We start from the raw sequence: 18,891 nt of genomic DNA on the forward strand, positions 1-18,891 counted from the left end.
GTCCCGCCGCCCCGTTGGACCCGGGGCGGCGGGAGCGGGTGGGACTATGCTCGGTGCCATGACTCTGCGGCGGATGGACCACGTGGGCATCGTCGTCGACGACCTCCCGGCCGTCACGGCCTTCTTCCTCGCGCTCGGGCTGCAGGTGCAGCGCGAGGGATCGGTGGAGGGCGGCTGGGTCGAGCGCGTCGTCGGCCTCGAAGGCGTCCGGGCGGACTTCACCATCGTCCAGACCCCGGACGGCCACAGCCGGCTCGAACTGACCAAGTACCACTCCCCGCAAGGCCCGCAGCGCCCGCCCGGCGACGGCCCCGCACCGTCGAACACCCCGGGCATCCACCACATCGGCTTCGCCGTCGAGGACCTCGACACCGTCCTCGCCGACCTGACGGCCCGCGGCGCCCGGCTCGTCGGCGCGGTGGAGCGCTACAAGAACCAGCGGATGTGCTACGTCCGAGGCCCGGAGAACATCGTCGTCGAACTCTCGGAACGCACCGGCTGACCCCGCATCCCCGCGCGCAGGAAGTCGGACCCGCCGACTTCCTGCGCCGTCGGTTCAGACGTCGCCGAACTCGCCGGAACGGACGGCGGCGACGAACGACCGCCAGGCGCCCGCCGGGAAGACCAGGACCGGGCCGTGGGGGTCCTTCGAGTCGCGCACCGCTCCGGGCCGTGAGTCATCGACCTCGACGCACCCGCCCTGCCCGTTGCTGTAGGAACTCTTTCGCCACGTGGCGTCAGCCGGGTGGTCACCGCGCATGCCATTCATACTCTTTCCGTGCCTCCCGGATCATGTACCCAACCATCGTGCGAGTGGGCAGGGTCAACAACGTGACGGAGTGCGAGAAGGGGCGCAGCTCGCCAAGCGTGTACGGGGCGACTTGCAGGATGAAGTGCGGCCGGGCTGCCAGCTCCTCCAGGTGTCGGAGCTGACGGGGCCTGCGCCGTCGGTTCAGACGTCGCCGAACTCACCGGTGCGGACGGCGGTCAGGAAGGAGCGCCACGCCCCGGCGGGGAAGGCGAGTCGGGGACCGTTGGGGTCCTTGGAGTCACGTACGGGGACGAGGCCGGGGAATCCGGGCGCCACCTCGACGCAGTCGCCGCCGTTGTTGGAGTACGAGGACTTGACCCAGGAAACACTGGACAGGTCTACACGGTCGGTCATGATCGGAGTTCCTTTCGGGCCTTGCGGACCATTTCCTGGGATGCGGCCGTCGGCGGCGCTTCCACCAGTAGCTGATCGTAGTCACGTTCCCATCCCGCCCCCGCGCGTTCGCCGCCCGTCTCGACTCCTGCGTCGAATCCGCGCCGCTGGCCCGGCACTTGCTGCGCGCCTACCTCGCCGCCGGCGAGCGCTACCGCGATGTCGCCGAACTCCTCCTCGGCGAACTCTTCGCCAACGCCGTCCAGCACGCGGGCGCCCCCGACGACCGGCTGATCGAGGTCCGCTTCGCCCTCGCCGGCGGCCGGCTGCGCATCGAGGTCCACGATGCCGGGGCCGGGGCGGCCCTCCGTCCGCTCGTCCCCGGCCGGACGAAGAACACGGCCGCGGGCTGTTCCTCGTCAACGAGCTCGCGGAGCGCTGGGGTTGCTGCCCGCGTGCCGGCGGCATCGGCAAGTTCGTCTGGGCCCTCGTCACCCCCACCCAGCCGACCCGCCCCTAAGCGCGGGAAGTCGGCGGGCCCGACTTCCCGCGTGTGTGGACGGGGTCGGCCGGGCGCTGTCAGGTGTCGTGGTCGGGGGAGTGGTGGAGGTGTTCGCGTCCTTCGGGGTCCTCGTGTTCGAGGCGGTAGGACAGGCCCGTGGCGCGGAGCGCGGCCAGCAGGTCGGTGAGGCGGTCGGGGTCCACGAAGCCGGTGACGAGGACGGGCTGGAGCGGGGTCAGTTCGAGTTCCGCGTACGCGTTCTCGACCTCGAACTCGGTCCAGCTGGAGCGGCGGACCCGCCAGCCGGCGCGGTGGAACAGCTCGGCCGCGTGCTGGGCGCCGGCTGCTCCGGGCAGGCTGCCCCAGACGTTGGTGCCGAGGTCGAGCCGGGCCAGGGCGGCGGCGTCCAGGCGGGGCCCGGCCGTGCCGCCGGAGGTGAAGTCCATGGCGGGACAGTAGACGACGCCGAGGCCCCGCCGCCCCGTCGGGGACCGGGCGGCGGGGCCCCGGGGCGGCTGCCGGACAGGCGCTAGCCGCGGCCGGTGCGGGTGCGGCGGGTGAGGGAGTCGAGGACGACGGCGGCCAGCAGCACCGCGCCGGTGATCATGTACTGGATGGCCTGGGCGGCGTGGACCATGTCCAGGCCGGTGGTGATGGACTGGATGACCAGGATGCCCAGCAGCGCCGACCAGGCGTTGCCGCGGCCGCCGAAGAGGCTGGTGCCACCGATGACGGCGGCGGCGATGGCCATCATCAGGACGTTGCCGCTGCCCAACTGCTTGTCGGCGGAGCCCTGCTGGGAGGCGTAGAAGAGGCCGCCGAGGCCGGCCAGCAGCGCGGAGAGCATGAACACCGAGACCCGCACCCGGGCGACGTTGACGCCGGCGCGCCGGGCGGCCTCGACGCTGCCGCCGATCGCGAAGATCTGCCGCCCGTAGCGGGTGCGGCGCAGCACGAAGTCGGTGGCGACGACCGCGCCGAGCAGGACGACCAGGGACAGCGGCAGTCCGCGGTCCTGGTTGAGGGCGTACGCGGCGGCCAGGCCCAGGACGGCCAGCGCCCCGGCGCGCAGCAGGATGTCGGTGAGCGGGCGGGCGGCCAGCCCGGCGGCGGAGCGGCGGCGGGCGGTGCGCAGCTGGGCGAGCAGGTAGAGGGCGGGGGCGAGGACGGCCAGGCCCCAGGCGTAGGCGATGTCGCCGTCGCCGAGGAAGGTGGAGTCCAGGCCCGCGACGATGCCGTCGTGGCGGTTGTTGACGGTGCCGCCGTCGCCGAGCACCCATTCCTGCAGGCCGGACCAGGCGAGCATGCCGGCCAGGGTGACGACGAAGGCGGGCACCCCGACGCGGGCGAACAGCAGCCCGTGCAGCAGGCCCAGCGCGGCGGCCGTGCCGAGGGCGGCGGCGATGGCCAGCCACTCCGGCCAGCCCTGGCGCACCGCGAGGACGGCGGTGATGGCGGAGGAGGCGCCGGCGACCGAGCCGAGGGAGAGGTCGATCTGGCCGAGGATGAGGACGAAGACGACGCCGACCGCGATCAGGCCGGGGCCGGCGATGAAGCGGCTGATGTTGGTGAGGTTGTCGGCCTGGAGGAAGTGGTGGGTGACGGACTGGAAGACGATCGCGATGACGACCAGGCCGACGACGACGGGCAGCGCGCCCAGTTCGCCGGAGGCGAGCCGGCGCCGGGCGGCGTCGGCGCGTCCGGCCCAGGTCGCTGCGCTCACGTGCAGACGGGGGTCGGGGGCGGGGGTGGTCATGCGGCGTCCTCCTCCTCGGCGCGGCGGGCCCGGCGGCGGGCGTGGGCGTTGTCGTCGGCGCCGGTGATGGCGGCGACGATCTGTTCCTGGGTGGTGCCCTCGACGGGGAACAGTCCGTTGTTGCGGCCCAGGCGCAGCACGGCGACGGTGTCGGCCACCGCCCGCACGTCGGCCATGTTGTGGCTGACCAGGATGACGCCCAGGCCGCGTTCGCGCAGCCGCTCCACCAGGTCCAGGACCTGGGCGGTCTGCTCGACGCCCAGGGCCGCGGTGGGCTCGTCCAGCAGCACCACGGACGGCTCGCCGACCAGGGCGCGGGCGATGGCCACCACCTGGCGCTGGCCGCCGGAGAGGGCGGCGACGGGCGCGCGCACGTCGGGGATGCGGATGGCGAGGGTGTCCAGCAGCTCGCGGGCGTGCTGCTCCATGGCGACTTCGTCGAGCAGGGTGCGGCGGCGTTTCTCGCGGCCGAGGAAGAGGTTGGCGATGACGTCGAGGTTGTCGCACAGGGCGAGGTCCTGGTAGACGGTGGCGATGCCGAGCGCGGTGGCGTCCTGGGGGCGGGCCAGGCGCACGGGGGCGTCGTGCCAGGTGATGGTGCCCTCGTCGACGGGGTGGACGCCGGCGATGGTCTTGACGAGGGTGGACTTGCCGGCGCCGTTGTCGCCGACGAGGGCGAGGACCTCGCCCGGGTGGACGGCGAGGTCGACGTCGGTGAGGGCCTGGACGGCGCCGAAGCGCTTGGATACCGAGCGCAGCTGGAGGACGGGTGCGCCTGTCACGTGAACCATCCTGAATGTCCGGGAGGCGGGGGCTACTTGAGGCCGGCGGCGGTGCAGGCGGCGGCGTAGTCGGCGGTGCAGATGTCGGAGGCCTTGTAGAGGCCGTCGGCGATCACGGTCTGGGCGATGTTGGCCTTGGTGACGACCTTGGCGTCCAGCAGCTTGGCGGGGATGTTCTTGTCGGTGGAGCTGTCGACGGTGGTGGTGGCCACGGACTTGACGTCCTTGCCCTGGAGCAGGTCGACGGCCAGTTCGGCGGCGGTGTCGGCGAGCGGCCGGTAGGCCTTGTAGATGGTGAAGGCCTGGTCGCCGTTGACGATGCGCTGGATGGCGTCCAGGCCGGCGTCCTGGCCGCCGACGGGGACCTTGATGCCGGAGCCCTGGAGCTGGGTGATGATGGCGCCGGCCATGCCGTCGTTGGCGGAGTAGACGGCCTGGAAGCCGTTCTTGCCGAGCTGGGTGACGGCGGCGGCGGCCTTCTGGCCGGCGACGATCGGGTCCCACTGGCCGGACTGCTCGTAGACGACCTTCTTGATCTTCCCGTCCAGGACCTTGTGGGCGCCGGTCTTGAACTGGGCGGCGTTGGGGTCGGCCTCGTCGCCGTTGATCATGACGATGTTGGCGTCCGGGGCCTGCGGTCCGAGCGCGTCCAGCAGGGCCTGGCCCTGGAGTTCGCCGACCTTCTCGTTGTCGAAGGAGGCGTAGGCGGCGACCGGGCCGGTGGCCAGGCGGTCGTAGGCGACGACCTTGACGCCCTTGGCGGCGGCCTCCTGCACCCAGCCCTGGGTGGATTCGGCGTTGTAGGCGTCCAGGATGATCACCTTGACGCCCTGGGCGAGGAGGGTGTCGAACTGCTGCTTCTGCTTGGCGGCGCTGCCCTGGGCGTTGTTGTAGAGCACCTTGCAACTCGCGCACAGGGACTTGACCTTGGCCTCGATGAACGGCCGGTCGAAGGACTCGTAGCGCACCGAGGAGGCGTTCTCGGGCAGCAGCAGGCCGATCGAGGTGGTGTCGCCGGAGGCGGCGGAGTCCTTCTTGTCGCCGCCGGCCTTGCCGCAGGCGGCGGTCATGGAAAGGGCCAGCGCGAGGCCGGCGGTCGAGACGATGACGCGACGCAGTCGTGCGTTCATGCGGGATGCCTCTCCCTGGTGGCCGCCGCGGCGGTGCGGCGGGGGTGGGGGGAGTTAAACCTGACCGCGTACATGGCGTCAAGAAGTAAAACCAGACTCCGAGGCCTGCGCCTCTATTCGTTATCTTCGTGAACGCTTTCGGGTTTGACGGCGTGTGTGCTTGCCATCGCGGCCTCGGCGCGGTAACGGCCGGGCGTGGTGCCGAACTCCCGGGCGAAGGCGTGCGAGAGCGCGTACGGACTGGCGTAGCCCACCGCTCGGGCCACCGTCTCCAGCGGATCGGAGCCCCGGCGCAGCAGGGCGGCCGCCCGGGTCATCCGCCACCAGGTCAGGTACGCCATCGGCGGGCGCCCCGCCAGCGCGGTGAAGCGCCGGTTCAGGGTCGCCCGCGAGACACCCGCCCGCTCGGCCAGCGCCCCGGCGCTCCACGCCCGGGCCGGCTCCCCGTGCACGGCCGCCAGCGCCGCCGCCACCACCGGGTCCGCCAGCGCCGCGCCCCAGCCGCCGGCGCCGGGACGCTCCGTCCAGGCGCGCACCAGGTAGACCAGCAGCAGGTCGATCAGCGCGGGCACGGCCAGCCGGCCCCCGGGGCGCTCGACGGCCAGCTCCGCGCCCAACAGGTCGACGGCAGCGCGCAGTTCGGGGTGCCCGCCGCTGCGGGCGGGGACGTGGACCAGGGCCGGCAGCTCGCGCATCAGCGGGTGCGCCAGGGCGCGGTCCAGGCGGTACTTGCCGCACAGCAACTCGGCTCCGCCCGGCCGCAGTTCGGCGCCGCCCCGGCGGTCGCCGCCCTGGCGGGTGCGCTGGAGGAGGGTGTCCAGCTCCGGCAGCCCCCGGGCCTGACGGTGCGTCAACTCCTCGCCGGACAGCGCGTGTCCGGTGCCGTGCGGCAGCAGCACCGCGTCCCCCGGCCCCAGCCGCACCGGCCCGCCGCCCTCGGCCACCAGCCAGCACGAGCCGGCCAGCACCACATGGAAGCCCGCCCCCGCGTACCCGGGGATCCACGCGCCCCAACGCCCCTGCGGGCGCAGCCGCTCGGAGGAGGCGCGGCCCACCCGCACCGCGGCGATCGCATCGCTGACCACGTCCATGGCCGTCAGCATAGTGACAGCGGTGAGCCGATCGCGTATCAGGACAAGCCGATCACGCATTGAACGGCTCACCGCCGCTTCCTAGGCTCGACCCCGCAGACGGCGCAGACAGCGCAGACAGCGCAGACAGCGGACGAGGGAGAGGGGCGGGCCGTGGAACGGACCGGACAGACCGAACAGACCGAACAGACCAAACAGACCGAACTGACGGAAACGACGGACGCGACGGAACGGGCCGAACCGGGCGGGCTGGTGGAACGGATCGAACTGGGGGACGCGGAGATCATCCGGATCCTGGAATGGCAGGGCCCCTTCGCCCCCGCCGCGCAGATCGTGCCCGGCCCCGCCGAAGCCGACTGGCAGCACACCGGCCCCGACCACTACGACCCCGCCGACGGCTCCTACCGCGGCGCCCTGCAGACCTGGGCCGTCCGCTGCGGCGGGCGCACCGTCCTGGTGGACACCGGCGTCGGCGACGGCCGCGAACGCCCCGGCACCCCCATGTTCCACCACCGCCGGGGCCGCTTCCTCGACCTGCTCGCCGAAGCCGGCATCCGCCCCGAGGACGTCGACACCGTCGTCAACACCCACCTGCACGCCGACCACGTCGGCTGGAACACCCGCCGCCACGGCGACCACTGGGTCCCCACCTTCCCCGAAGCCGTCTACTACCTCCCCGCCGCCGACCTCGCCTTCTTCGACCCCGCCGCCGCCCACCCCGCCCGCACCACCGGTACCACCGGTACCCCCGACCCGGCCCAATGGGCCGAATGGGACCAGGTCTTCGCCGACAGCGTCGCCCCCGTCCTCGCCGCCGGACAGGCCCGCACATGGTCCGGCACCCACCGCATCGGCGCCGGACTCGTCCTGGAGGAGACCCCCGGCCACACCCCCGGCTCCTCGGTGCTGCGCCTGGCCTGCGGCGGCGGGGGCGCGGTGTTCGTCGGCGACCTGCTGCACTCGCCGGTCCAGCTGGCCCACCCCGCCTGCAACAGCTGCTTCTGCCTGGACGCGGCCGCCGCGGCGGCCAGCCGGCTGCGGATCCTCCAGCGGGCCGCCGACGAGGGGGAGTTGGTGGTCCCCGCGCACTTCGCCGGGCCCGGCCTGACCCGGGTGCGGCGCTCCGGGGCCGGTTTCACGCCCGTGCGCTGAGGACGGACCGGGGGTGGAAGGGGTGCCCGCCGTTCCCCCGACCGCGGCGGGCACCCCGGCTCATGCCGACCGTCCGTCAGGGACGGTCGAGGGTGATGGAGTTGATCGGCCCCAGGTCGTAGTAGACGCCGTTCTGGGCCGGGATGTCGTACACGCAGTCGGCGCCGCCCGAGCCCCGGCACAGGTGCGCGTGGGCGCCCCCGGTCTGGTTGTTCAGCACCCAGTGGTTGCCGTACTGGCCCTGCAGGTTGTGGGCGCCGTAGCTCCAGTACACGGCGGAGGGGGAGGAGGCCGGGTTCTGGTCCTGCGGGTAGACGCACACGGCGCCCGAGGGGCAGCCCGCCCAGGAGCCGTCGGCGGCGCCGGCACTGCCGACGCCCACCGTGGTCAGCGCGGCGGCCGAGAGCCCGATCGCGGCCAGGGTACGGGTGATCCTGCGCATGGGTGGTTCTCCCTTGCTGGTGGAGGCCCCGACGTGGGGTCGGGGCCGGTGCCGTCAGCCTAGGAAGGCGCGGGCGGCCACGGTCCCTGACATCCGACAGGGGCGCGCCGCCGCGCCGCGGGCGCCGGGGTGGGGTAAGGGCGACGGCCGCGGGTGTCGGTCACGGGTGTCGGCGCTACGGGTGCGGGGACCGGTAGTCGGCCCCCGCGGCCTCGATGTGCGCGAGCAGGGCCGCCCCGGCGAGGTTGACGAACAGGTCGACGACGACCTCCTCGCCCTCCCAGCGGCCGCGCTCCGAGACGGCCAGGCCGATCAGGGCCAAGTCACCTGCCTGGCCGCGCAGTTCGTACTGCTCACGGGTCTCCTCGTCGAGGTCGCCCTCGTCGTCGCGGTCCCAGGCGGCCACCGCGGCCCGGGCCAGCGCCCCGGGCAGGCGCACCGTGACCCGGTCGGCCTGGGCGTCGACGTGCTCGCCGATCGCCGCCAGCAGCTTCGCGTCCTGCCGGTACAGGGCGTACCGCTCCGTGTCCGGCACGGGCGCGCAGCCCGGGTGGCCGCAGTCCGGGAGGCCGGTCGTGGGGTCGGTCGTGGGGTCGGTCGCGTCCGGTTGCACCGGATCGTCCTCCGTTCGCGCGCTCACAGTGCCACCCCGGGGGTCAGGAGCAGCCGTTCGGGGCGGGCCGGGGCGCGCAGGCGCTCGGCGGGCAGCCGGTCGCGGCGCTCCTGCCAGGCGAGCAGCCGGGCCCGGTCCTGCTCGTCCCCGGCCGCGTCCGCAGCGGACGCCTGGCCGGCCTCGCGCAGCAGCACCCGGGCCGGGCGGTCCTCCTCGCCGGGCAGCACGTCCAGCACCGTGAAGCAGGTGCCGGGCGGGAACACCACCTCCGGGTCCCCGGCCTCGGCGATCGCCGACGTCCGGCGGCCGGTCGCCGACCACACCAGGAACTCCACGGCCGTCCCCGGCAGCACCTCCGGCTCCGCCGTCCCCACCACCGGCGCGGGCTCCACCAGCCGCACACCGCGCGCGTACTGACCCAGCACCTCCTCGTCCGCCTCGGCGCCCAGCAGCACCGCACCCCGGTGGTTGGGCAGCCGGCGCAGCCCCGAGCCCAGACAGGCCAGGTACGGGGCCAGCGGCCCGGTGCCGGGGGCGGAGCGGCGGGCCGCCGCCACCAACTCGGCGCGGTGGACGGGCAGTCCGGTGTCGATGTGGTGCAGGTGGACCGCCGCGAGGTCCTCCTTCAGATCCTCGCGGTCCTGGGTGCGCAGCGCCGGCATCCGCAGCGCGGCCTGCTCGGCCCGGCTGGCGTAACGGTGGAAGTGCGTGCCCAGCAGGGCCCGGAAGGCCGCCCGTTCGCCGGGCGTGGACACCCGCCCGGCGGTGGTGGCGGCGGTGGGCGGCACGAGGAGCCGGGGAGCGGCGGGGGTCTCGGGGGTCTCGGGGGCGGCCGCGTCCGGGACAGGGACAGGGTCCGGGTCCGGGGCCGGGACGGGGGCTGGGGTGTCGGGTGTGCCGGTGCTCTCGACGGCGGTCGTCGGTGCGGTGGCGGGGGTGAGCGGCTCCGCCGGGGGAGGCGTCCCGGTGTCGGTGTCGGTGTCGCTACCGGTGTCGGGATCGGCCTGCGGGGCTTGCGGGGAAGGGGAGTTAGCGGCCTCGGGGGCAGTGGGGGAGTCGGGTGCGCCGGGCAGGAGCAGGCGCGGGGTCGGGGTGCCCGGGGTGGTGAGGGCGGACAGCAGGTCGTCCAGGACGTCGAGCACCTCGGCGGGTGCCGTCCGGTCGGCCGAGCCCGCGATGAGGGTCGGCCGGTCCGGGGCCGGGTCGAGCAGCCGGGGGCCGCGGTCGTGCGGTGTCTCCTCGGGGCGCAGCCACAGTCCGGCGGGGACCGCCTCCAGGCGCCAGCCCGCGACGGGTGCCTGGTGGAGCGCGGGGCCGCAGGCCGCGAAGGCCGAGGGGAGGGGGCGCCAGGCGGAGGCGATTACGCGGCCGAGTTCGGGGCAGGCGGTCAGTTCGGTCAGCCACGGCTCCCAGGCCGGGGCCGCGTCGGCGGTCAGGACCAGCGAGGAGCAGCCGTGCGCGGTGCGGGTCGGCAGGCCGACGGCGGCCCGGACCTCGCGGCCCAGTTCCGCCGCGAGTTCGCCGGCCAGGGAGACGAGTTCCGGGACGGTGGCCCAGGGCGCGCTGATCAGCGGGTCGGCCGGGGAGGGCCCGGGCCCGTCCGGTCGGGCGGCCAGGGCGGCGGCCACCTCGGCGACCGGGGGCAGCGGGACACCCGGGCGGCCCACCACCAGGACGGGCGTGCCGGGCACCGACTCCGCGCCCAGCAGCGCGGCCGGCGGCAGGGCCGGGGCGGGGCCGCCGTGGAACCAGCGGCCGTGCGGCAGCGCGGCCGTCAGCTCCGGGGCCGTCTCGGGCGCCGCCGGTTCGGCGGGCGGCGCGGGCGGTGGCGTGCTCGTCGGCGCGCTCGGCGGCGCCGACGGCGCTGGGCTCACCCGGCCCGGCACCACGGCGGGTGCCGCTGCCGATGCCGCCTCGGGCGCAGAAGGCGCGCGGCCCGCCTCCGGCGCGGCCGGGCCCGCCGGCACCCCCGCCGTCGCCGGCACACCCGTCGCCGCCGCCCCCGCCGCCCGGCCGCGTGCCGCGCCCGTTCCCGGCAGCGGCCACACCGCCCCGAGGCGGCGGGTGCGTCCGTCCGGGGTGAACAGCCACCAGGAGGACGGCGCGGTGTCCGGGTCGCCCGTGGTGAGCAGGGTCCCGTCGGGGCGCAGGGTGACCAGCCCGTCCGGGGCGACGATGCTGGTGGCGGCCAGTTCGGCGATCCGCTGGGCGGGGCGGGGCCCGGACTCGGCCGCGGCGGCGAGGCCGGAGGCGGCCAGGACCAGGGTGGCGGCCTTGCGGGCGGCGGCGGTGCGGGCCAGTTCGTCGAGCCGGCCGAGCAGTACGGGCTGCGCGTCGGCGGCCGCGGCCAGCACGGTGACGGTGCCCACCACGGGCGTCAACGCGGCCAGCGCGTCGGTGAGTTCGGCGGGCAGCGGCACCGGGTCGGGGCCGTCGGCGGCGCCGGGTGCGATGACGAAGTGCGGGCCCACCTCGTGCAGGGTCGCCGCGGGCGCCGGGGCGCCGTCGCCCCCGGTGCGGCGGCGCGGCAGCCAGCGCCGCGTCCCGGGGGCCTGTCCGGTGATGCTCAACGCCCCGACCCCCCGCCCACGCCGCCGCCCGCCCCGCCCGTGCCGCCGTCCCCGCCGTCGTCCAGCAGCGCGGTCTGCACCAGCACCGTGCGCCGCCGGGTGACGTGCAGCGCCCGCCCCGGGGGCAGCACCCGGGGCTTGGTGTTGCCGAACAGGAAGCCCTCGCTCGGCGGGCAGGACAGCAGCAGCGCCGGGGTGTTGACCTCCTCCAGCTTGCGCAGCAGCTGGTCGGAGGAGGCCCGCCCGACACCGTTGGCGCTGCGCGCCACGATCAGGTGCAGGCCCAGTTCGGCGCCCTGCGCCAGGTAGTCCAGCAGCGGCGCGAACGGGTGGGCGGCGCTGCCGGGGGAGCCGGCGACCAGCTCGTAGTCGTCGACCAGGATGAACAGCTCCGGGCCCTCCCACCAGTCCCGCAGCCGCAGCCGCTCCGGCGGGATGTCCGCCCCGGGCAGCCGGTTGGCCATCGCCCGCGCCGCGCCGTCGACGATCTGGCGCAGCACGTCCACCGCGACCGCGTGCCCGAGCCGGTACTCCTGGGGCACCGCGCCCTGCAGCACCCGCCGGTAGTCGACCAGCATGATCCGCGCCTGGTCGGGCCGGTAGGCGGAGGTGATGCCGGCCGCGACCAGCTTCAGCAGGTTGGTCTTGCCGGCCTCGCTGTCGCCGACCACCACCAGGTGCGCCGACTCCTCGAAGTCGTGCCACAGCGGCGCCATCGAGACGTCCTGGAGGCCCAGCGGCACCCGCAGCCGGCCCTCGGCGGCGGGCAGCGCCGCCGAGGACAGGTGCAGCGGCAGCATCCGCACCTCGGGGGCGCGCGGGCCGCTCCAGTGCTCGGCGACGGCGTCGACCAGGTCCGCGACGCCCTCGCCGAGGTCCTCGGTGGCGCCGTTGCCGTCCAGCCGGGGCAGCGCGGTCAGGAAGTGCAGTTCCTCACCGGTCAGGCCGCGGCCGGGGATCTTGGGCACGGTCGCCGCCACCCGCATCCCGATCGCGGAGTCCACCGGGTCGCCCAGCCGCAGTTCGAAGCGGGTGCCCAGCAGGTCGCGCAGCGCGCCGGTGACCTCGCCCCAGCGGGTGGTGCCCACGATCAGGTGGATGCCGTAGTTGAGGCCGCGCTGGGCGATCAGGGTCAGCGCCGGCGCCAGGTCCGCGAACTCCTGGCGCACGGTGTTCCAGCCGTCGACGACCAGGAACACGTCGCCGTGGGTCTCCTCGGGCAGTTCCCCCGCGGCCAGCGCCCGCCGGAACGCCGCCACCGAGTCGATGCCCCGCTCGGCGAAGCGCTGCTCGCGCCGGGCCAGGATCGCGTTGACCTCCGCGACCGTGCGCACCACCCGCTCCGGGTCGTGCCGCCCGGTCACCCCGCCCATGTGCGGCAGGCCGCGCAGCGAGGACAGCGTGCCACCACCGAAGTCCAGGCAGTAGAACTGCACTTCGCGCGGGGTGTGGGTGAGCGCCAGGGCGGCCACCAGGGTCCGCAGCAGGGTCGACTTGCCGCTCTGCGGCCCGCCCGCCACGCCCACGTGCCCGTCCGCCCCCGACAGGTCGGCCACCAGCAGGTCGCGCACCTGGTGGAACGGGCGGTCCACCACGCCCACCGGCACCCGCAGACCGCCCCGGCCCGGATCGGCCTCGGTGGTCAGCCCGAACACCGCGTCCGGCGCCAGCGGCGGCAGCAGCTGGTCCAGCGTCGGCGGCACCCCCAGCGGCGGCAGCCACACCTGGTGGGCCGGCGGCCCGGCGTCCACCAGCTTCTCGGCCGCGATCGCCAGCAGGCTGCGGCTCTCCGACACCTCCTCGACCTCCGGCTCCGCCGGCAGCGCGACCGGCTGACGCGGCGCCACGTACCTCGTCCCGTACACCGCGACCTGCCCCGCCGCCGCCTGCCGGCGCACCGCCGCCGGACGCGGCGCCCGGTACGGGCCGGAGACGTACGCCGCCTTGAACCGGGTCAGCGTCGCGATGTCGCTGCGCAGGAACCCGTTGCCCGGCTGCGAGGGCAGGTGGTACGCGTCCGGCACCCCCAGCACCCCCCGGCTCTCCATCGCCGAGAACGTCCGCAGGCCGATCCGGTACGACAGGTGCGACTCCAGGGCGTGCATCCGCCCCTCGTCCAGCCGCTGCGAGGCCAGCAGCAGGTGCACCCCCAGCGAACGCCCCAGCCGCCCGATCATGATGAACAGGTCCATGAAGTCCCGGTGCGCGGCCAGCAGTTCGGAGAACTCGTCGACCACCACGAACAGCGTCGGCAGCGGCTCCAGCACCGCCCCGCCGGCCCGGGCGCTCTCGTACTCCAGCAGCGAACTGTAGTTGCCCGCCGAACGCAGCAGCTCCTGACGGCGCACCAGCTCCCCGTGCAGCGCGTCGCGCATCCGGTCCACCAGCGCCGCCTCGTCGGCCAGGTTGGTGATCACCGCCGAGGTGTGCGGCAGCCGGTCCAGCCCCAGGAACGTCGCCCCGCCCTTGAAGTCCACCAGCACGAAGTTCAGCACCTCGGAGGAGTGCGTCAGCGCCAGCGCCAGCACCAGCGTGCGCAGCAGCTCCGACTTGCCCGAACCGGTCGCCCCGATCAGCATCCCGTGCGGCCCCATGCCGCCCTGCGCCGACTCCTTGATGTCCAGCTCCACCGGCGCACCGTCCCCGGCGATCCCCAGCGGCACCCGCAGCCGCCCCGCACCCCCGCGCCCGGCCCAGCCCAGCGCCACGTCGTGCCCGTGCAGGTCGCGGATGCCCAGCAGCGACGCCAGGTCGAAGTCCCCGGCCAGCGGCTCACCGGCCTCCGACTGGTCCCCGATCCGGTACGGCGCCATCAGCGCGGCCAGCCGCCGCGCCGCGGCCTGCGACAGGGCGTCGGGACGCCCCAGGTCGGTCGACTCGTCCCGGTGGTTGCGGTCCGCCCCCACCATCGCCAGAGCGCCGTCCTCGATCCGCAGCCGCAGCCGGTGCCGCAGCGGCTTCCACTCCAGCGCCTCGCCCAGGTCCAGCAGCACCGCGTTGCGCCAGCCCGCCAGCGCCGCCCGGCTGCCCGCACCCACCGCCACCCCGTCCAGCACCACCACCGTGAACGGCTCGTCCCGCCCCGGCTGCGCCTCCGGCTCCCACGGCCCGCGCCCCGCGAACTCCGCCCCCAGCACTTGCTCCAGCTCCGCCACCGACCCCGCCACCAGCCGCACCGGCCCCAGCGCGTCGGTGTCCACCGGGTGCAGCGCGTGCGGCAGCCACTTCGCCCACTCCCACCGCCCCCGCTCCTGCGCCCCGCACACCACCGCGATCCGCAGCTCGTCCGGCGCGTGGAACAACGCCAGCTGCGCCAGCATCGCCCGCACCAGCGCCCGCCCGGCCTCCGGCTCGTCGCAGCGCACCAGCACCTGGGCGTACCCGCGCACGTACACCGCGATCGGCTGGTCCGCGACCGTGCCGTAGGCGTGGATGAACCGGCGCAACGCGTGTGCGCACAACGGCTCCAGGTCCTCCACCGGCTTGGTCGCCAGCGGCGCCAGCCGCACCGCCAGACGCTGGTGCCCCAGCCCGATCCGCACGTCACCGAAGTCCGGGTGCGCGCTGCGCCGCTCCCACAGCCGCGAGGTGCGCACCAGCGAGGCCAGCGACCCCGGCGCCGGATGCCGCCACGCCAGCGCCTCCTGCTGGCGCACGACGTGCGCGCGCACCTGCCGGCGCATCTGCGCCAGGTAGCGCAGGTAGTCCCGCCGCTCGGCCCGCAACTCCCGCTTGCGGTCGCTGGACCCGCGGATCAGCGAGGTCACCAGCATGCCCACCGCGGACAGGCCCATCATGCCCATCGCCACGTACGTCATGACCCCGCCGCCCTCGCCGGGGCGCAGCACCACGAACACCATCGACAGCGAACTCAGCGCCATCGGCGCCATCGAGATCATGCTGGACATGCCGCTCTGCGACTCCGGCAGCGCCGGCGGCTCCTGCAACTGGATCTCGCCGTCCGGCATCGCCGGCCCGGGACGCCGCGGCGGACGGTCGACCAGCACCACACTCAACGAACGCGCTCCTCGGACCCGGGGGGACGGCCGCACGGCCCGGCTCTCGGGCCGCCGTCCTTCAGGACCACGGCCACCGCCCCGCCCCGGGTTCAACCCGCCCGTACGCCCCCGGATCCACCCCCGCCGGATCCACCCCCGCACGAGCGGCGAAACCCGAGCTGAACCCCGCGGCCGCCACCGCCCGTCCCCCCAGAGGGAGAGCGCTGCGCGGACGGCGGAACCGACCCGCAGCCAGGAAGACCTACGGCCAGGACCGTACGGACGTGAGGAGAACCTTGAACGGGAGCGCCAACGGAGCCGCCGTCACCGGGCAGTGCCGACTCCGGTTCCACGCACCCGACGCGGTGTTCGAACTCGTCGTCCCCGCCGACGTCCCGCTCGCCGACCTGCTGCCCGCCGTCCTCGACCATGCCGGCGACGACCTCGACGAACAGGGCGCCGAACACGACGGCTGGATCCTCCAACGCCTCGGCCACCCCCCGCTGGACGAGGAACTCGGCGCCGACGCCCTCGACCTCCACGACGGCGAGGACCTCTACCTGCGCCCCCGCCGCGACCCCCTGCCCGAGGTCCACTACGACGACCTGCCCGACGGCGTGGCCACCGGCATGCGCGAACGCCCCGACACCTGGCGCCCCGCCCTCACCCACCACACCGCCCTCGCCCTGGCCGTCACCGCCCTGGCCGGCGGCCTGGCCCTGCTGCTGCAGCCCGGCCCCGACCACCTGCGCGCCGGCGCCGCCGCCGTCACCGGCCTGCTCCTGCTGTTCGGCGCCCTCAGCGCCTCCCGCGCCGTCGGCGACGCCGGCGCCGGCACCGCCCTGGGCGCCACCGCCGTGCCCTACCTCGCCCTGGCCGGCGCCCTGCTCACCACCGGCGCAGGCCCCTCCGCCACCGGAGCCCGCCTGCTCGCCGGCGGCTGCGCCGCGGCCGGAGCCGCCACCCTCGCCCTGGCCGCCGTCGGCTGCGCCGCCCCGCTCTTCCTCGGCCTGCTCCTGCTCGCCCTGCACGTCACCGCCGCCGGCGCCCTGCTGCTCGCGGGCCTCACCCCGCCCGCCACCGCCGCCGTCCTCGCCGTCGCCCCCGTGGCCACCGCCGCCTTCCTGCCCGGCCTGTGCTTCCGCCTGTCCGGACTGCGCCTGCCCGCCCTGCCCCGCAACGCCGAGGAACTCCAGGAAGGCATCGAAGCCGTCCCCGCCACCGCCGTGCGCACCCGCAGCACCGTCGCCGACGGCTACCTGACCGCCTTCCACCTCGCCCTCGCCCCCGTCCTCGCCCTCGCCCTGACCGTCCTCACCGGCCAGGACGGCTGGGCCCCCGCCGCCCTGACCTGCGCCCTGTCCGTGCTGCTCCTGCTGCACGCCCGCGGCATCGGCTCCATCCCCCAGCGCCTGGCCGTCCTGACCCCCGGTGTCCTGGGCCCCGCCCTGCTCACCGCCCACCTCGCCGCCGCCCAGAGCCCCGCCGCCCGCATCGGCCTGCTCGCCGCCCTGCTCGCCGCCGCCGCCCTGCTGGCCGCCGCCTCCTGGACCGTCCCCGGCCGGCGCCTGCTGCCCTACTGGGGACGCGCCGCCGACCTGCTGCACACCCTCGCCGCCGTCGCCGTCCTGCCGCTCGCCCTCGCCGCGGCCGGCGCCTACCACGGGCTGCGCGCCCTGGGCGGCTGACGCCCCGTCACCCTTCGCACACCCCGCCCCGAACCCGCCGCCCGAGGAGAACCACCGCCATGCAGTCGAAGCGCGACCAGGTGCAGGCCCACCTGTTCGTGATGGGCCGCCTCGCCACCGGCATGCTCCGCGGCGAACCCGACGCCCCCGACGCCCCCACCGGGCGCACCTCCCGCGGCATCGCCACCGGCCTGCTCGTCGCCGCCCTCGCCTGCCTGATCGCCGCCGTCTACGGCGTCATGGTCCCCGGCGGCGCCACCGGCTGGAAGAAACCCGGCACCCTCGTCCTGGTCAAGGAGACCGGCGCCCGCTACCTCTACCTCGACGGCACCCTCCACCCCCTGCTCAACGAGGCCACCGCCCGCCTGCTCGCCGGCGACCGGCTCACCGTCGACCAGGTCAGCAGCCGCTCCCTGGACGGCACCCCGCGCGGCACCCCGCTCGGCATCCCGGGCGCCCCCGACGGCCTGCCCCTGCCCGACCGCCTCGCCACCGCCCCCTGGCTCGCCTGCGCCACCCAGCGCCCCGACCCCTCCGGCACCCGCCGCCCCCGCCTCGCCCTCGCCGTCGACCCCGCCACCCACGGCACCGCCCTCACCGACGACCAGGCCCTGCTGGTCACCGCCCCCGACGACGCCCAGTACCTGCTGTGGCACGGCCGCCGGCTGCGCCTGGACACCCGCGGCGGCGCCCGCCAGGCCCTCGGCCAGGCCGCCGCCACCGCCCAGCCCGTCACCCAGGCCTTCCTCAACGCCCTGCCCGCCGGCCCCGACCTCGCCGCCCCCGACCTCGACCAGCGCGGCACCCCCGGCCCCGACCTGGCCGCCCGCCCCACCCGCATCGGCCAGCTCTTCACCGGCCCCGGCGGCGACTCCTACCTGCTCACCGGCGCCGGACTCACCCCGCTCACCCCGATGGCCCGTCAACTCCTGCTCGCCGACCCCCGCACCCAGCAGAGCGCCTACCAGGGCGCCGCCGCCACCCCCGCCGCGATCGGCGCCGCCGACCTCGCCGCCCACAGCGCGCCCCCCGCCCCCGCCCCGTCGGCCGCCGCCCTGCCCGCCACCGTGCCCGAACTCCTCACCGCCCCCCAGGGCCGCGACGTCTGCGCCGAACTGCACCCTGGCGACGGCGCCCCCACCACCACCCTCGCTCTCGTCGACGACAGCGCCGTCCAGGGCCCCGCCCCCACCGCCCAGCCCGGCATCGAGGCCGCCTGCACCCCCGCTGACACCGTCGCGGTGCGCCCCGGCGGCGGCGCCCTGGTGCGCGCCCTGTCCACGGCCGGCACCGGTGCCACCCTCTACCTGGTCACCGACACCGGGGTGAAGTACCCGCTCGCCGCCCCCGCCGTCGCCAAACAGCTCGGCTACGGCGAACTCGCCCCGGCGGGCGTGCCCGCCGCCCTGCTGGCCCTGCTGCCCACCGGCCCCAGCCTCGACCCGGCCGCCCTCACCGGCCCCGCCCCCACCGGCGCCCCGCCGGCACCGCCGTGCCCGCGCTGAACCCGCTGGAACGCGTTCCTGCCGGTTTGAACCCGTACTTCCCGCAAGACCGTTGACCTGAAATGAACCCGGCGGCCGAAACGCCCCGGGACCGACCGGAAGGAGCCACCCCATGACCACCCCCAGCCTGCAGACGGACGACGCCTCCGTCCAGCGCATCCTCGCCAGCCTGGAGCACCACCTCGGCATCATGAAGCGCGCCGCCACCCAGGTCACCGACGTCAACGACGAGGTCCAGAAGTACTTCCAGGCCGCCTGCAGCGACCGCTACCAGCAGAAGATCAACGACTGGCTGGACCGGTACCAGCAGCTCCAGCAGGCCTACGACACCTTCCACGGCGCGTTCGGTGCCGGCCACACCAAGATCAACAACGCCCACGAGCAGGCCCTGGAGGTCACCGGCAAGTGGGGCGGGGGCTCCGGGCTCTCCGACGACATCAAATACACCCTCAACCCCTGAAACCCCTGAACCCCCGCAGGCATCCGTAGACATCCGGACCACCCCACCGAGGAGGACC

18 protein-coding genes are annotated in these 18,891 nt (G+C 75.4%); 6 read left to right on the forward strand and 12 right to left on the reverse strand.

Annotation, left to right across the window (positions count from 1 at the left end; all coding sequences use genetic code 11):
- The first annotated feature begins 58 nt into the window (after nt 1–58).
- Entirely contained in the window at nt 59–502 is a 444-nt protein-coding gene (locus ACIP4P_RS37820; protein ID WP_400926788.1) for a VOC family protein, read from the forward strand.
- Between the two features lie 54 nt (nt 503–556).
- On the opposite strand, the gene ACIP4P_RS37825 is transcribed toward ACIP4P_RS37820, so the two are convergent.
- From ACIP4P_RS37825 to ACIP4P_RS37835, 3 genes are read right to left on the reverse strand one after another with little or no spacing between them, the layout of a single operon-like run.
- Complete coding sequence (locus tag ACIP4P_RS37825) at nt 557–769, reverse strand: DUF397 domain-containing protein (protein ID WP_400926791.1); 213 nt, start codon at nt 767–769, stop codon at nt 557–559.
- Nucleotides 750–956, reverse strand: a complete 207-nt coding sequence (locus ACIP4P_RS37830; RefSeq protein WP_400926919.1) for a Scr1 family TA system antitoxin-like transcriptional regulator — start codon at nt 954–956, stop codon at nt 750–752. The genes ACIP4P_RS37825 and ACIP4P_RS37830 overlap by 20 nt, the downstream gene beginning before the upstream one ends.
- On the reverse strand, nt 953–1,165 hold the full coding sequence (locus tag ACIP4P_RS37835; RefSeq protein ID WP_350516170.1) for a DUF397 domain-containing protein: 213 nt from the start codon (nt 1,163–1,165) through the stop codon (nt 953–955). The genes ACIP4P_RS37830 and ACIP4P_RS37835 overlap by 4 nt, the downstream gene beginning before the upstream one ends.
- A 158-nt stretch (nt 1,166–1,323) precedes the next feature.
- On the opposite strand from ACIP4P_RS37835, the gene ACIP4P_RS37840 reads away from it, so the two are divergent.
- Entirely contained in the window at nt 1,324–1,833 is a 510-nt protein-coding gene (locus ACIP4P_RS37840) for an ATP-binding protein (protein ID WP_400926794.1), read from the forward strand.
- Here ACIP4P_RS37840 and ACIP4P_RS37845 read toward each other — a convergent pair.
- From ACIP4P_RS37845 to ACIP4P_RS37865, 5 genes are all read right to left on the reverse strand, one after another.
- A complete protein-coding gene (locus tag ACIP4P_RS37845; protein ID WP_400926797.1) occupies nt 1,724–2,092 on the reverse strand; it encodes a hypothetical protein in 369 nt (122 codons plus the stop codon). The genes ACIP4P_RS37840 and ACIP4P_RS37845 overlap by 110 nt on opposite strands.
- 83 nt (nt 2,093–2,175) lie before the next feature.
- The gene (locus ACIP4P_RS37850) at nt 2,176–3,402 is read right to left on the reverse strand and encodes a sugar ABC transporter permease (RefSeq protein ID WP_400926800.1); all 1,227 of its coding nucleotides are present in this window, start codon (nt 3,400–3,402) and stop codon (nt 2,176–2,178) included.
- Nucleotides 3,399–4,193, reverse strand: coding sequence for an ATP-binding cassette domain-containing protein (locus ACIP4P_RS37855; protein ID WP_350516174.1), 795 nt, complete (start codon nt 4,191–4,193; stop codon nt 3,399–3,401). The genes ACIP4P_RS37850 and ACIP4P_RS37855 overlap by 4 nt, the downstream gene beginning before the upstream one ends.
- A 23-nt stretch (nt 4,194–4,216) precedes the next feature.
- Nucleotides 4,217–5,314, reverse strand: coding sequence for a substrate-binding domain-containing protein (locus tag ACIP4P_RS37860; RefSeq protein WP_350516175.1), 1,098 nt, complete (start codon nt 5,312–5,314; stop codon nt 4,217–4,219).
- A 113-nt stretch (nt 5,315–5,427) separates the two neighbouring features.
- Nucleotides 5,428–6,405 carry an AraC family transcriptional regulator gene (locus ACIP4P_RS37865; protein ID WP_400926804.1) on the reverse strand — a complete coding sequence of 326 codons (978 nt, stop codon included), beginning with the start codon at nt 6,403–6,405 and terminating at the stop codon, nt 5,428–5,430.
- Between the two features lie 252 nt (nt 6,406–6,657).
- Between ACIP4P_RS37865 and ACIP4P_RS37870 the strand changes: the two genes are divergently transcribed.
- Nucleotides 6,658–7,557, forward strand: coding sequence for an MBL fold metallo-hydrolase (locus tag ACIP4P_RS37870; protein WP_400926922.1), 900 nt, complete (start codon nt 6,658–6,660; stop codon nt 7,555–7,557).
- A 76-nt stretch (nt 7,558–7,633) separates the two neighbouring features.
- Here ACIP4P_RS37870 and ACIP4P_RS37875 read toward each other — a convergent pair whose 3' ends face one another.
- From ACIP4P_RS37875 to eccCa, 4 genes are all read right to left on the reverse strand, one after another.
- On the reverse strand, nt 7,634–7,999 hold the full coding sequence (locus ACIP4P_RS37875) for a hypothetical protein (RefSeq protein ID WP_400926807.1): 366 nt from the start codon (nt 7,997–7,999) through the stop codon (nt 7,634–7,636).
- Nucleotides 8,000–8,174: 175 nt separating this feature from the next.
- Nucleotides 8,175–8,612 (reverse strand): hypothetical protein, encoded by a 438-nt coding sequence (locus tag ACIP4P_RS37880; RefSeq protein ID WP_400926810.1) that lies wholly within the window; start codon nt 8,610–8,612, stop codon nt 8,175–8,177.
- Between the two features lie 23 nt (nt 8,613–8,635).
- Complete coding sequence (locus tag ACIP4P_RS37885) at nt 8,636–11,182, reverse strand: hypothetical protein (RefSeq protein WP_400926813.1); 2,547 nt, start codon at nt 11,180–11,182, stop codon at nt 8,636–8,638.
- The gene (eccCa, locus tag ACIP4P_RS37890; RefSeq protein WP_400926925.1) at nt 11,179–15,150 is read right to left on the reverse strand and encodes a type VII secretion protein EccCa; all 3,972 of its coding nucleotides are present in this window, start codon (nt 15,148–15,150) and stop codon (nt 11,179–11,181) included. The genes ACIP4P_RS37885 and eccCa overlap by 4 nt, the downstream gene beginning before the upstream one ends.
- 314 nt (nt 15,151–15,464) lie before the next feature.
- Here eccCa and eccD point away from each other — a divergent pair, with 314 nt between their 5' ends.
- The 3 genes from eccD to ACIP4P_RS37905 all read left to right on the forward strand — a co-directional run bounded on the left by eccD (nt 15,465) and on the right by ACIP4P_RS37905 (nt 18,833).
- Nucleotides 15,465–16,868, forward strand: coding sequence for a type VII secretion integral membrane protein EccD (gene eccD, locus ACIP4P_RS37895; protein ID WP_400926816.1), 1,404 nt, complete (start codon nt 15,465–15,467; stop codon nt 16,866–16,868).
- A 59-nt stretch (nt 16,869–16,927) separates the two neighbouring features.
- The gene (eccB, locus tag ACIP4P_RS37900; RefSeq protein WP_400926819.1) at nt 16,928–18,373 is read left to right on the forward strand and encodes a type VII secretion protein EccB; all 1,446 of its coding nucleotides are present in this window, start codon (nt 16,928–16,930) and stop codon (nt 18,371–18,373) included.
- A 112-nt stretch (nt 18,374–18,485) separates the two neighbouring features.
- Nucleotides 18,486–18,833 (forward strand): hypothetical protein, encoded by a 348-nt coding sequence (locus tag ACIP4P_RS37905; protein WP_400926822.1) that lies wholly within the window; start codon nt 18,486–18,488, stop codon nt 18,831–18,833.
- Nucleotides 18,834–18,891: the final 58 nt, after the last annotated feature.

Source organism: Kitasatospora sp. NPDC089509, assembly GCF_044749365.1.
Classification (GTDB): domain Bacteria; phylum Actinomycetota; class Actinomycetes; order Streptomycetales; family Streptomycetaceae; genus Kitasatospora.